The sequence below is a fragment of the Spiroplasma endosymbiont of Ammophila pubescens genome, assembly GCF_964020965.1.
Lineage (GTDB): Bacteria > Bacillota_I > Bacilli_A > Mycoplasmatales > Mycoplasmataceae > Spiroplasma.
The window spans coordinates 931,163-944,823 of record NZ_OZ026611.1 but is presented as its reverse complement, the minus strand read 5'-3'; the positions used below and the strand labels follow the sequence as shown (position 1 = coordinate 944,823).

At 24.9% G+C, this 13,661-nt stretch carries 18 protein-coding genes; 7 read left to right on the top strand and 11 right to left on the bottom strand.

Annotated features, from left to right (window positions below; genetic code table 4):
• Positions 1-136: 136 nt before the first annotated feature.
• The 7 genes from ABNT63_RS06010 to ABNT63_RS05980 all read right to left on the bottom strand — a co-directional run bounded on the left by ABNT63_RS06010 (position 137) and on the right by ABNT63_RS05980 (position 7,937).
• Complete coding sequence (locus ABNT63_RS06010; RefSeq protein WP_348734897.1) at positions 137-2,647, bottom strand: DEAD/DEAH box helicase family protein; 2,511 nt, start codon at positions 2,645-2,647, stop codon at positions 137-139.
• Positions 2,648-2,872 carry a hypothetical protein gene (locus ABNT63_RS06005; protein WP_348734896.1) on the bottom strand — a complete coding sequence of 75 codons (225 nt, stop codon included), beginning with the start codon at positions 2,870-2,872 and terminating at the stop codon, positions 2,648-2,650. It lies immediately after the preceding gene.
• 59 nt (positions 2,873-2,931) lie between these two features.
• Entirely contained in the window at positions 2,932-3,483 is a 552-nt protein-coding gene (locus ABNT63_RS06000) for a hypothetical protein (protein ID WP_348734895.1), read from the bottom strand.
• A gap of 164 nt (positions 3,484-3,647) precedes the next feature.
• Positions 3,648-3,956, bottom strand: a complete 309-nt coding sequence (locus ABNT63_RS05995; protein ID WP_348734894.1) for a hypothetical protein — start codon at positions 3,954-3,956, stop codon at positions 3,648-3,650.
• A gap of 29 nt (positions 3,957-3,985) precedes the next feature.
• Entirely contained in the window at positions 3,986-5,107 is a 1,122-nt protein-coding gene (locus ABNT63_RS05990) for a spiralin repeat-containing protein (protein WP_348734893.1), read from the bottom strand.
• 277 nt (positions 5,108-5,384) lie between these two features.
• Entirely contained in the window at positions 5,385-6,980 is a 1,596-nt protein-coding gene (locus tag ABNT63_RS05985; RefSeq protein ID WP_348734892.1) for a lipoprotein, read from the bottom strand.
• A gap of 405 nt (positions 6,981-7,385) precedes the next feature.
• Positions 7,386-7,937 (bottom strand): DJ-1 family glyoxalase III, encoded by a 552-nt coding sequence (locus ABNT63_RS05980; RefSeq protein WP_348734891.1) that lies wholly within the window; start codon positions 7,935-7,937, stop codon positions 7,386-7,388.
• 78 nt (positions 7,938-8,015) lie between these two features.
• Here ABNT63_RS05980 and ABNT63_RS05975 point away from each other — a divergent pair, with 78 nt between their 5' ends.
• Entirely contained in the window at positions 8,016-8,354 is a 339-nt protein-coding gene (locus ABNT63_RS05975) for a hypothetical protein (RefSeq protein WP_348734890.1), read from the top strand.
• A gap of 147 nt (positions 8,355-8,501) precedes the next feature.
• A complete protein-coding gene (locus ABNT63_RS05970; protein ID WP_114565104.1) occupies positions 8,502-8,942 on the top strand; it encodes a hypothetical protein in 441 nt (146 codons plus the stop codon).
• A gap of 54 nt (positions 8,943-8,996) precedes the next feature.
• Here ABNT63_RS05970 and hpf read toward each other — a convergent pair whose 3' ends face one another.
• The 4 genes from hpf to ABNT63_RS05950 all read right to left on the bottom strand — a co-directional run bounded on the left by hpf (position 8,997) and on the right by ABNT63_RS05950 (position 10,856).
• Positions 8,997-9,374 carry a ribosome hibernation-promoting factor, HPF/YfiA family gene (hpf, locus tag ABNT63_RS05965; RefSeq protein WP_348734889.1) on the bottom strand — a complete coding sequence of 126 codons (378 nt, stop codon included), beginning with the start codon at positions 9,372-9,374 and terminating at the stop codon, positions 8,997-8,999.
• Between the two features lie 97 nt (positions 9,375-9,471).
• Positions 9,472-9,819, bottom strand: coding sequence for a hypothetical protein (locus ABNT63_RS05960; RefSeq protein WP_348734888.1), 348 nt, complete (start codon positions 9,817-9,819; stop codon positions 9,472-9,474).
• Between the two features lie 87 nt (positions 9,820-9,906).
• On the bottom strand, positions 9,907-10,050 hold the full coding sequence (locus ABNT63_RS05955; RefSeq protein ID WP_348734887.1) for a hypothetical protein: 144 nt from the start codon (positions 10,048-10,050) through the stop codon (positions 9,907-9,909).
• Between the two features lie 221 nt (positions 10,051-10,271).
• Positions 10,272-10,856 (bottom strand): hypothetical protein, encoded by a 585-nt coding sequence (locus ABNT63_RS05950; RefSeq protein WP_348734886.1) that lies wholly within the window; start codon positions 10,854-10,856, stop codon positions 10,272-10,274.
• A gap of 1,083 nt (positions 10,857-11,939) precedes the next feature.
• Here ABNT63_RS05950 and ABNT63_RS05945 point away from each other — a divergent pair.
• From ABNT63_RS05945 to ABNT63_RS05925, 5 genes are read left to right on the top strand one after another with little or no spacing between them, the layout of a single operon-like run.
• Positions 11,940-12,068 carry a hypothetical protein gene (locus tag ABNT63_RS05945; RefSeq protein WP_348734885.1) on the top strand — a complete coding sequence of 43 codons (129 nt, stop codon included), beginning with the start codon at positions 11,940-11,942 and terminating at the stop codon, positions 12,066-12,068.
• Positions 12,068-12,289: a hypothetical protein gene (locus ABNT63_RS05940; RefSeq protein ID WP_348734884.1), complete on the top strand. Its 222-nt coding sequence runs from the start codon at positions 12,068-12,070 to the stop codon at positions 12,287-12,289. The genes ABNT63_RS05945 and ABNT63_RS05940 overlap by 1 nt, the downstream gene beginning before the upstream one ends.
• Before the next feature lie 16 nt (positions 12,290-12,305).
• A complete protein-coding gene (locus ABNT63_RS05935) occupies positions 12,306-12,797 on the top strand; it encodes a hypothetical protein (protein ID WP_348734883.1) in 492 nt (163 codons plus the stop codon).
• A complete protein-coding gene (locus tag ABNT63_RS05930; RefSeq protein ID WP_348734882.1) occupies positions 12,778-13,176 on the top strand; it encodes a hypothetical protein in 399 nt (132 codons plus the stop codon). Before ABNT63_RS05935 ends, ABNT63_RS05930 begins: the two co-directional genes overlap by 20 nt.
• A gap of 11 nt (positions 13,177-13,187) precedes the next feature.
• On the top strand, positions 13,188-13,646 hold the full coding sequence (locus ABNT63_RS05925) for a hypothetical protein (RefSeq protein ID WP_348734881.1): 459 nt from the start codon (positions 13,188-13,190) through the stop codon (positions 13,644-13,646).
• The last annotated feature ends 15 nt before the right edge of the window (positions 13,647-13,661 follow it).

Here is a 13,661-nt window from a genome sequence, read left to right as displayed (position 1 = left end):
AAGATTAAAACTTTCCATTTTACTATAGGCTCCTTTAATAAAATAATACTATTCTTTAATTATAATACATTTTTGCTTAACTGGTGAAATGGATTAATCTTTTTTACTTACAATTATAAATACATTTTAATATCATCTATTCTTCTTCAAGTTGAACAAAAAATTTTGCAGTAAGATAATTGTCTGTTAACATTGTGTCATACTTGCCAAAGCCAACAAAAGAATATAATTTTAATCCTAAATTTGGTCATTTTAAATTAATTTTATTTTGTAAAAATAAGTATTTGGTTATTGCACTATTTTGCATATCTCGCACTAATTTATTAGCCATTGTCATCACTTCTGGAATTGATCAATAAAATATCTTTTGATCAGGTAAATATTTGGTTAATTTTCCATAACAAGTACCATCTTCATCCGCCAAAATAACTTGTTTTGTTTGATCAAATGTTAGATATCCTGCTTGAAAAGCAATAATTCGTAATTCACCTCGTGATAATAAAAAATTAGTTCGGCCAATTACGGATAAGACTTGTTTTACAGTATAATTTGTCTCGGGTAATAATGGTGTTGCTGCACTAGAATACATTTTTAATGTTTCATGTTCTAATTTATATTGTAAAAGTAACAATAATTCAGCCACAATCACTTGATGCTGGTCAATAAAATAAGTTACTAAATCAGGAATCGTTAAATAATTTGGAAATAATTGCGTAAAAACATTCATACTTGTTACTTCATATAATAATGATGTTATTAATAAATTATCATATTCAAGGTTAATTGCATCAGCAGTAATAGTTTGACTTAAACGTAAAATAAAATAATTAATAATTGGATAACTATCTAAAAATAAAAATTGTTTTAAAATATTTTTATTACGATTAGTATTATTGTCATTTTGATGATAATGCGTAATATTTCGGCCAATTTTAACATAAAAATCATTAACATAATTATAAAATTGGTATAAGGATAAATCATAATCAGATAGTAAATGTTTTAATCCTGCCTCTTGATATTTTTGATAATATTCACGAATATGGGTTTTAATTCGAGCTCGATTATCATATCATTTTCGTAAGTTATTTAAAATAATTTTTTGTGAGCATTGTTCTAAGGTAATTGTACAATTATAAGGCAGTCCTTCATTAGCTAACACTCCCTTTATTGATGTTAATTTCGGATCATATAAGTTTTTAATCCCAACAGTAATATCATATTTGCTATCAATATTACTAATTAAATCATAAACTTCTAAGCGACTTTTTAATTCTGTTTTACGAAGCCCTCGCCCAAGCTGTTGTAAATAAACTGTTTTTGAATTTGTTGGTCGTAATAAAATAATAGTATTAATTTCTGGTACATCAATTCCTTCATTAAACATATTAACAACACATAAATAATTAATTCGCCCTGTTTTAAATTCATGTAAAATCCGCGCGCGGTGGTCACGATTTTCAGATGTTAAGTAATCTGCTCGTAAATGGTTTGTTCGTAAAAATATTGCTACCAATTTAGCATGTTCAGTTGTAACACAAAAAATTAAGGCAACTGGTTTTGCATATAAGCCAATATATTTATCAATCATTTTTAATAATAACTCATTTCGAGCATTCGTATTTAACTTTTTAAAAAGTTCATTATCAGCGTTTAAATCAACACCAGTTAAATCAACCGTATTATCATCAATACAATAATAATCAAATAGACATAATAAACGTTGATTAACTGCATCTCATAGTCGTAATTCTTTGGCATATTCATTAAGAAAATATTTTTTAATGGACTTATCATCTTCTCGTTCTGGTGTTGCTGTTAATCCAAGTACTTGTTGTGGTTGAAAATAATTAAAAACTTGGTCAAAGGTTGTAGCAGCAATATAGTGTGCTTCATCAAAAATAACCACATCAAAATGATTTGTCGCAAACTGTGGTAACCGACTTGCCATGGTTTGAATAGTTGCAAATATATGCGTTTGATTCTGTATTACTTTGCCCTCATACATTACTTCTCCAAAAGTTTGATCCATCAAAACATTGCGAAAAGTTTGTAAGGCTTGGTCTAAAATTTCTTTCTGATGAGCCAAAAACAACAACTTCAAGGGTTGATGATTATTTTCTTGTAATTGGTGGAAATAATCAAACACAGCAACAACAGTTTTCCCCGTTCCCGTTGCCATAATTACTAAATGTGCTTGTTTACCACAACGACGACGATACTGTAATTTTGCCACAATTGCTTTTTGAAAATCATATAAGTATTTTCGAATGGTTAAAATTTCAGTTGTAGTATGATTAAACATTGTTGCAATTCGCATTGATTGATTTTGACTAATACGTTCTAATAAATGATTACGTGCGATTTCATCATTAAAATAAACTAAAACTTCATTTCATAAATACTCAAATTCATCAATTATTTCCGTAACTAAATTAGGATTATTTTTTGTTGTTAACTTAATATTTCATTCTCGCCCAGTAACCATTCCTTTATAAGTTAAATTTGAAGAACCAAGAATTACGGTTGAAATACCATGGAATCGTTTAAAAAGGGAAGCTTTAATATGAATTCGTTCACTTCGTTTTTCTAAATTATCTTCAACTTTGACTTGGATATTATCATAAGTTGTTACTAAACGGGTCAATTATAATAAATTATTGTATTCTGCTAAATCATCAAAAGTTGTTGTAATAATTCGAATTGAAATTTTTTGCATTCAGCAATGTTTAATTGATGCTTCAATTTTATTAATAATTGCCTTTGAAATAAAAGGAAAAACAAAGCATACTTCATCAGCAGTACACATTTCATTATTTAATTCAACTAATAATTTTTGTTGATTTTGATTTGTAAAAAACTTTTCTCCCATTTATTATCATCTCTCTTCTGGTAATTATTAAATAAAATAAGTAATTATAAAATTATTTACTAGACAATCATAATGTCAAATTGATTTAATCATGTAAAACATTCTTTTAATCAAATAATATCAATTTCAATTTTTGCAAGAATATCTTGAATAATATTATCAAATTTTTCGGAAAATTCTACTGTTGTTAATGCCATTGTTTTATCATTTCAACTTTTAACTAAATAAGATTGAAATAAGAACGTTAAAACCCCATCAGCAACATCAACTGCTGGAATGGTTGGCACTTTTCCTGCTAAAATAAATAAATTCTTTCGAACTTGTGGCGTTAAAATTGTTTTAATTGCTCGTTCAGATGTACCACCAACTAAAAATTTTTCTTCAAATAAATTATCTTGTAAATTAATATAATTTAATGGATTAAAAAATTTAGTTGTTATCCCGCGTGGTTGCATTGTAAATTGTCCTGTTAATTTATGATACGGTTGAATTGTGAAAATTGGGATACGATAAAATTCTTCTTTATCAACCTTATTGTTAATTTTAGTTGAAACTTTATGTGTAATTGTTCCAAAGGAAATATTTCCACTAGCATGAGTTAAATTAAACACAAAATCAATTTTAGTGTTATTATTAAAATTAATTAAACGCGTTGGTAATGGTTTAAATATTTTAGTAATTCCTAATAATGTTAATTCAGAAGTAAAATATTATCCTAATGCTAAATTATAAATTGTCACTAAATCAATTTTATCCATAATCTGATCTGATAATTTTAATAATCGTGTCCATTTAACAATATAATAGCAAACTGTGATATAATCAGCGCAAGGCCAATTAAAAACATTAAAATAGGAATTCATATTAAAGTTATTTTAATATTTTTTACGACAAATAAAATAATAAAAAAAATTCCCATAATACTAAAAAAGGGTCCTAAAAACATCATTCAACGAATAATTAATTGGAATCGTTTCTTTGGTGGTTGAAAGGAAATATTATTATGGTAATATTCTTGCAATTGATCATTAATAATTTTTCGACTTACTATTTTTCAATCATTATTTCTTAACTTTTCAATCATTTTAGTTTCCTCTTCTATTGCAATAATTTTTAGTATGAAATCTCTTTTGATAGTAAAGTTATTTTAAAAATAAACCTGTTAGTAATTAATTGACTATTTTCATTAGCCATTACCGTAAATTCAATCATTTCTCCTGGCGTTTGGTGATCAGAACTTTTATCATGATCATTAGTAATTTTAAAATCAGCAACTGTTACATTAATTGAAAATGTTGTATCAATTGCTTTTCTTACTTCCTTGATTAAATTAACATCTCGATTTAATTCTTGATAATCAGCATCCGAATTGGCAATCAAAGCAATTTTTGCTATCGTAACTGAACTTATATTTAATTTTTGCAGCTCAACAGTAAAAGTAACTATTCCCTTAATTAAATTACTACTTTCTGCTGCTTTAACAATAAAACTTACTTTTTGACTTGGCTCTTGTTTTTTATCACCCTCTTGATCATTTGTAACAATAAAATCATTTGTTGTAATTGTAATTTGTAATTTATTATTAATGGTACCAATAATAGCATCTAATATTTTTGGATTTTGGTTCAACGCTTGATATGTTAACTTTGGATTTGGCACAATTAACATTTTGTTAATTTCCACACTAGAAATATCTTTACGTGCTAATAAAATACTATTAAAAGTAAATGAACCTTGAATTAAACTACTACTTGTTGTCGCAGTGACTGTAAAAGTAATAATCGTATTAGGAACTTGTTTATTTTGTGGAACTTGGTCATTTGTTAAAACAAAGTCATTATTTGAAGCAGTAATTGACAAGCGTTGATTAATAGCATCTCGAACTGCTTCTAAAATTTCTATCTCATTGTTTAAAGCTGCATATGTTTCCTCTTCATGTGCTGCTAATTTTAAATCATTAACAATTACTGTTTTAATATCCTGCTTATTGACATCAGTTACTTTAATATTAACTTTATAAGTACCACCTAAAATAAAACCTTCTTGAACTAAATTTTGTTGGTCGAATTGAATTGTTTTATCAGAAGGTGCTAGTTTAATAATAATATTAATAATTTTATCACGAGTAACAGTTGTTGTCTTGTCGTTATTAATATTTTTATTATTATATCAAATTTCATATTTAGCAATTTTAACTGCTGTTGGGTCTTCCTTTAGATTATATCGTGTTTGCATAAAAGTATGAAGATTATTAAGAATGTCAGGTCCTGTCTGGTTAGTATTAATTTGAAATGTTTGTAAAATATTTTTTCATATTGTTGTGGCGGATTACAAGCAATTAAATTAAAACTAGGTGATATTATAGTTCCTAAACTAGTTAATATCAATAATATTTTTTTCATTAATAATCTAACTCCTTTTATTTTTTGTACATTATTCTAAATTAATTATAAACAAAAAAAAGAATTAAAAAGTTTTCAATTAAAAATTGAAAACTTTTTAATTATATATATTATTCATAATTATCTGATAATCACAAATCAAAACGAAATTGGCCACTAGTTTCATAAGCAATTTTTTCATTAGTTTTTGTTGTAACTTTAAATTTAACATTTGTAAAACTTAATTTAAAGTCAACAGCATTTAAAATTTGTGTAAAGTTAGGAGTATTATTTTCATCAATAATTGCCCTAAAATTTTCTCACTTACCATCTTGCCCAGGAGTTTTAAATTGTAATTTAACTGTTCCGGCACTCATTGTAACATCATTACTTTTTAACTCAGTATTACTTACTTCAAAATCACGTAAAATATTAGAACCAGCATAATTCATTAATTGTGGACCTAAGAAAAACTCAATTTTAGGAAGAAAACTAGTGACAATTTCACTAATCCCTTGTCATGTCTTTGGCTGAACAAGATTTGTCTTAACAGCATCAATTCCTTTGTCACCTTTTGCAGCAAAAATATCTAAAATACTTCCAATTAATAAAGTTGGTTTTAAACTAAGTAAACTTTTTATTTTACTTTGGTTAATTTCACCACCCAAAAATAGTACATCTAATGATAATCGATATTTACTATCCGTTTCTTTGTAATCACTTCGATAACCAGTTAAAGTATGAAATATTAAACTGTCTAAATTTGTATTAGTATTTTGATAAAAATACCCTGTTTCACCAAAAACAACTTTAATATTTTCTTTTAAATTGGTATTAACTGGTGAGAATAAATACTGGATTAATGGCAGAACTGTATTATGTGTTGATTCAATTTTTTCTTTTCCTTTTTTAACAAATCATTGTAATAAAGCAATTAAATCAGGTGCCATATTATGTAAAAGGTCTTTAACTGTTCCTTTTCCAACAAGAGTTTGATTAAAAGAAATATCTTTATTAAGATAACCACTAATATCAAATTGTAAAGTCTTAAGATTTTCAGCAATAATATTTAATAGTGTGTCAAATTTTTCAAGAAAATCTGGTTCATTAATTTTAGTTAAATCAATCTCCATAATTTCTTTCTCTGGTAAAGGCAATAAGCCAATAAAAGTATATAAATCAGCAAAAGTTATATTTACTCCTTTTACTAATGGCGGCAATGGTAAATTAATATTTTGTAATTTACTACTCATATTGTCAATTTTATTGACAGTATTTTTTAAAAGAATTAATTCATTTGTAACTCATTTAATTTTAACATTGAATTCTTCTTTATCTTTTTTTAAAATACTAACACTAGCAGTTCCATTAACAACATCTAAACCTTTTTTAGAGTCTTGTTGTTGTAAAATAGTTGACATATTATCTTGTGCTATTTTTTCATCTGAATGATTATTATCAATAATCTTTGGTTTCACAAATGTTGAATCATTTTTAACAGCTAATTTATAACTGCCTAAATTAAGACGACTACTTAACATTGTTGCGAACTCCTCACTTGTTGCATTTGATGATGAAGCAAAAAATGGTGTTTCAACATATTGTGACAATTCGCGTTTAAGATTTTCAAGATTTGCATCTTCTTTTTTACTAGTACATGCTGTCATTAAAGCAGCATTTGACCCTACTAATGAAATAGCTCCTAAAAAGGCTAGTAATTTTTTCATTTTCTTCCCTCCTTATTGTAGTTCAATTTTAAATAAAACAAAATATAAACTAATATGGTCGCATGTAAAAGATTGGGGTTTTTGTTTTTAAATATTATTTAGTTCAATAAAATAAAGACATTTTTTTCTTGTTTTTATAAAAAACCCAAATTTTCTTTATACGACCACTAATATTTATTTGAATTATAGTTAAAAAACCGTATTGTTATTTAAATATAACAAAGTAACATATCTACCTCAACTAAAATTTTAAACTCTTTTTTATCTGAACAAAGGATTAAGAAAATTTATCAGAATGACTTTTAAGAGTTGGTAAAAAATTTGTACAAAATTAATGTGCTCATTTGAGATATATTAATTCTACTCTTTTACAATTTATTTATGCAAACATTTAATATAACTAAATTAATCACGAATTACTAATTCATTTTGAAGTTTCATTACTTTTTCTGCTCCTAAAACTCGATCAGCAATTGCTAAAGCAAAATTCATTGTTGAACCAACTGAAGCCCCAGTAATAATATGACCATCAGTAATAGCAGCCATTTCATCATTATAAATTGCCTTTTCCATCCCTTCGATACATCCCGGATAACTAGTGGCTTCTTTATTGTCTAAAATTCCTAAATGTCCTAAAATTTGAGGTGCTGCACAAACTGCAGCAATTGTTTTTTGATCATTATTGGCTTTTAATAACCAATCTTTTAACATCTCATTTTTTGCAAGATTATCAACACCAATGCGACCACCTGGTAAAATGAAACCATCATAATCTTCATATTTAATATCTTCAATTAATTTATCAGTCTTAATCGTAACATCATGGGATGAAACAACTTCTAATGCTTTAGTAACACTAATTAATTCTAGCTTAATTCCTCCTCGTCGTAACACATCAGTTGTAATAATTGCTTCGCCTTCTTCAAAACCTGTTGCTAAAAACAATGCAAATTTCATAAATAACACCTCTTTTCTCTTGGTAATTATAATATAATTTTATATAATTGTTAAGAAAAAAAGAAAAAGGTGTTATGCATGGGATTTTTCTCAAAAGTAGTTTATAAATTTCATCGGACAAAACATAAACGAAATAAAAAATATTATTTATTAAAAAATCGTAAAGCATTAACTGTTAATAGTATTCCACAAGACATTAATATTCATGTGATTAAAACTTTTCGGAAAAAATTCACGACTTTAATTCAACCAAATGATATCACAATGAAAGATGGATATTTATTACGTAAAGTACGTGGTTTTAATAGTTTTGGAATTTTTTATCAATTTGATGTTATTTTTTGCAATAAAAATTTTGAAGTTATTCAAACAATTCAAAATTTTGGACCACAAAAAATGAGCCATTATTTTCCATAATGTTATTTTGTCTATTGTCTTGCTACTGGAATGATTAATTTTTTAAATATTAAACCAAACGATATTTTACAAATTATTTAATTTATCATTAATATTTTTAAAACTAAGTTATAATATAAATAATGTTATGGTTAAGGAGGAAAAACAATGGCAAAAATGAAATATGCAACAATTAAAATTAATGTGACATTCCAAAAAGTAATGATTTGAATTTCTGGGTTATGATTATTTATCTTAGCAATCTTAAATTCTTTTCCAAACGTTAATGTTAACACAAAACTTTTTGTTCACAATAATACTGGTGATAATGGTGCAATTATTTTGATTACAGCTTTCTTATTTATCTGTGTTGCAACCTTTATTCGTCATAAAATTGCTAAATTAGTTGCCGGAATTATTTTTATTACTATTGCAATTATTGGAATGATTGGTGCAATTATTACTTCAACAAAAGAAGTTTCAACATGAGTAATTGTTGTTGGTGAATTAATTGCTCTAATTGGTGCTTTAATATGATTATTAGAAGGAATTGGAGCAATTCGTGTTAATAAAACAAACACAGCAAGTACACCAAGTAATAACAAGTAATTATTATAAAAAATGTTTAACTAAATTTAGTTAAACATTTTTTATTTATGAACATTATTCAAGATCAAGTTCTTCCTCTTCTGCAGCAATCACTTCACTATAAAATTTTCCTAATGATTGATTTTTATTATGACGGTCTTCTTGTTTGCCTTTAATTTTTCGTAATTGTTCTTCAACTTTATATAAACTTTGATCAACTGCCTTATAAAAATTACTATTGCGAACTTCTGCTTTTAAAAAATTATTTTGCCCTCTAATATCAATTGCAGTATGAATTACAATATTGTTTTCTTTCGTAAATTCAATGTCAACATGAACAAGATCATTTTCATTAATTTGTTGATATTTTAATAATTTATTAAAAGTATCAACTAAATGTTGGTTCATTGCATTGGTAATAATAATATTTTTACTACGAATTTTGTATTCCATAAATATTCGCCTCACTTCTATATCATCATTATAACAAAACAAAAGATAATTTTATGTTAAAACAAAAAAAGAAAAAAAGGTAAAATTAATAAAATTTTTAACCTTTATCATCTAATAAGAAAAAATCAATATACTCATTTGTTACTTCTTCTAATGTTATTTTTTCAATTAAAACTTTGCTAGCATTAATTTGACTAATTTTTTCATTATATTGTTTAACTAATTCAACTAATGGTGTATTAACTTCTTTTAACAATTCTTGTAATTCTAGCATTTCTTTAGTTGAATTATTTTTTTGTTCTTTAATTGTTAAATATACACTTCGTGCATTTATTTCAACTTGATTAATAATTTTACTATATTTTTCAGATAAATTATATTGTAAAATCATTGTATCAATACGAAACATAAATCGATTTAAAATTTCATCAATATTTTTTTCCAATAAAGCATGTTGAATTAAATTTTTAAAATCATTTCTATTTTTAATTTTACTATAATTATATTTTGACTTTTCTTGTAAATGCTGTATTTATTGCTTTTTTTGTTTTGCTAATTCATATAAATGACTAATTTCTTGATCAAGCTGAATTTTTAATTTTTTTAAAAGTTCTAAATTTTCAAGAGTAAACTTTACTAAAAAATCAGTATTATCTTCAATCAGTTTATCATCCATGTTAATTACTTCTTAAATTATCGTTACTATTTCCACTAATTATAATTATACTTTAAAATGCCTTATAAAACAAGTATTGCTAAAAAGCAAAATAAATTACTTTCAATAAGTTTTACAAACTTAAAAAAGATTTAAAGATGATATTTTAAAATATCATCTTTAAATCTTCGCTATAACATTAATAACTAACTTTATTAGTTATTAATAAATTTTATTTGTTTTTAACCTTTATACTGTCAAAGTTCAGCAATTAAACCAGCTGCCATATTATCATTAGTTTTAGAAATTCCTTTTCCTGAGTCACTAGCATTTGGTTTAATCATAATTAAATCATTATAGTCGTGTAAAAATGGCATATATTTTCGACCAATTCGACCACCATCTCGATCATTAATAAATGAGAATCCGCGATTAGGATTTCTTAAGGCTCATACAGAATTATTATTTGCTGAATCATGTGTATGTTTTCCAACACTTCCTGATGTTACTCCGACTGTGCGACCTGCTATTAATGTATGCCCATCAGTTATATTTACTTTAACTCAACCTAAAGGCATTTTAGAACCAACCGGCATTCACTTATATTCACCAATAATTCATTTTTCTTTATTTAATTTATCTTCTAAATTATTAATGATTTGATTTTGTTTTTCTTCTAAACTTTTTATTTTTTCATCAATGGTATTTGTTATCTCAATTAAATTTTTGCTATTTTCTTCGCGATGTTTTTCTTCTAAAGCAATAATTTTTTGGTCAACTTTTGCTTTTGATTCAGTAATTGCATTAGTGTAGTATACCACATACATTTTAGAGATTGCAAGAAAATATAAAAACATCATTAAAAATTATACATATTTAAATAAAAATTCTAAAATTAACACACTAAAAAATAGTTTAAATAAAACTTTATAAATTTAAAATTATTTAGTTTAAATTAGTTAAAAATTCAAATGGTGTCTGAAAATTCAAAGATTTATGCACTCTTTCAAAATTATAAAAGTAATAATAATCATTTAGTTTATTTTGTAAACCAGCTGCATCCAATATTTTTTCATCAAATACAAATAACTTAGTATAATTTTGTAAATTGTAAATGCAAATGTAGCACTTTATTGAAAAAGAATAAAGTGCTTTTTATTTTGTAAAAAATACTTATATTTATTGGATTAATCGTTAGATAGTATCTTTTACACTTAATAAAATATGTTTTTTCAGAAAAATCCATCCTTTCTTTTCTTAAAAAATTTTGAATAATTGTTTTATTTAGTTGTTAGTTAATTGTTAAATATAATTACTAAAAAATATATTTAATAAACAAAGAATTAAAAAAGATAATGAGATAAAAAAATAAAGATACTATCTAACGATTAATCCAAAATTCAATCTTTAAAACTTAATATTTTTTGATGCTTAAAGATGGATAACTCATCTATGGCACGAAGCCTTAAAGAAAGTGTGAAAGCGATTGGATTTACTACTCCTATTTATTTTTTTAATTCTCGGCAAGATTAATCACTTACGAAATGTCAGAGCATGTGTTTTTTGGCTTGTTTTCATAAAAAGAGTGTTGTTAAACCAAAAAAACAATATCGGACACTAAAAAAACAAGAGGGTTGGAACTCCAAAAGGTTATTTTCTTTATATTTATTTTCTTTATATAAAGTTGTGTAGGGATGGATGAAGCGTAATTAATAACTAGGTAAACTGTTTTTTTGTTTATTTCCGTATGGGGGTAAACTCTATCAAAATATCCTATCCCCCCGATCACCTTCAAAGTGGAGCGGGCGGCGAAGGAATTAAATTAAATATTAAAATAAATTATTTACTAAATATCAAAATATTAACCAATAAAGGAATATTATGTTTTTTTACAGAAAGGAAAATATTTGATGAAAAAATGAAATAAAAAAATTAAAAATAAATTACAAGAATTAATGATACGAGCTTATCTGGTAACAGTAAATGATATTAATGATGAAATTTGATCAACAAATAAAAAAATTAAGGAGTATATATAATGACAGAATATAAAAGTTTGTATATTAATAAAACTTGAAATGAAATAACAATATCTTTTGATTGGGTTAATTGTCAACCTATTAATTGTCGTATTTCACATCATAAAAAGCATTATGATTTGCAATGTTTAGAATGAGCAAAAATGTACTTAATTTTATTTGAAAACAAGTGAGATATTATTGCTTCTTATATGCAACATTACAAAATAACGATATTTTAGATTTAGCATCCGATGGATGAAAAATATTACAAATTGACAAAAAAATAAACCAGATAAATTAAAATATATTATTGCAATTGACCCTGCTGGAATTGGACAAACTGGTATTATTATTTATAATGTTTTGCAAAAGAAAATAATTAATAATATTACTTTTAATTCCAAAAATGAAGAAGAAGCAATAAATAATATGTATTTAATAATAAATGAGTTTAAAAATAAAATTTGTTCTTATTTAAATAAAGTTATTGTAATAATTGAAGATTATCAACTTCATAAGGGTTTAAAAATAAAAAATCCATTATCTACTCCTAAATTTATTGGTGGTTTAAAAGTTTTATGCAAATATCTATTTAATTTAAAATATATTTTACAATCACCAGTCATTAAGAAAAATTATATTTATAAAGGAAATATTAAAATGTCAGAGCACGAACACGATGCTTGAAAACATTTACAGTATTTTTTAGCAAAAGGAGTTGATAAAAATGGCACAAACAAAAAGTAATTTACCTAAAAAATCAATAACTAATAAACCTAAAATAAAAAATAAAAAAGTTAATAAGTTAGAATTAACTGTTAGATTACATGAAAATCCTATTAAAACAAAAATTAATGCTTTTGTTGCTGGTGGTGTTGAAGTTGATGCTTGTTCGGCTAAATGCCAGTGAGAAGGATTAAATTACTCAACATTATCAATATATAACCCATCTATTTTAACTGAGTTTTTGAAATTAAAAAAAGATGATGAGATAAAAATTAAAGGCTCAGTATTTAATCAGTTAAATATAAAAACTAAACGCTATTTTTTGTCTTTTAGAGTAGATAGTTTTGAAATTATACAAAAAGCGATTAGAAAAAGAACAAATACAAATATTAAAAAATAGGAGGAAAAACAATGGCATTAAAAAATGTAAAATATGTTCTTATTAATGAAAATAGTGAACCTATTAAAAATAAAGATGGTGGTTTAGATATTAAAACTGCTGAAATTATTTTAGAAAATACTGCTGAAGTTGAAGAATTTAATGCAATTAATTTAGAAAATAGTAATCAGCAAATCAACGAACTACAAACAAAAAATACTGAATTAACTTCACAAATTAAACAACAAACAATTCAATTAAAACAAATTGAAGTAATTGACTTTATTAATTCTTTAACTGATAATGAAGAATTTAAAAATGTTTTATTAAAGTCTTATGGTATTACTGATGATATTGAAATCATTAAAACACAATTGCAAAGTGTTTATGATGAATTAATTAAGGTACAAACAGTTAATACTGGGGGCTTACCAAAAGTAGTAAACAAAGAAAACAATATTTTAGATACAGACAATGTATTTAATAAATAGAAAGAAGGAATAAAA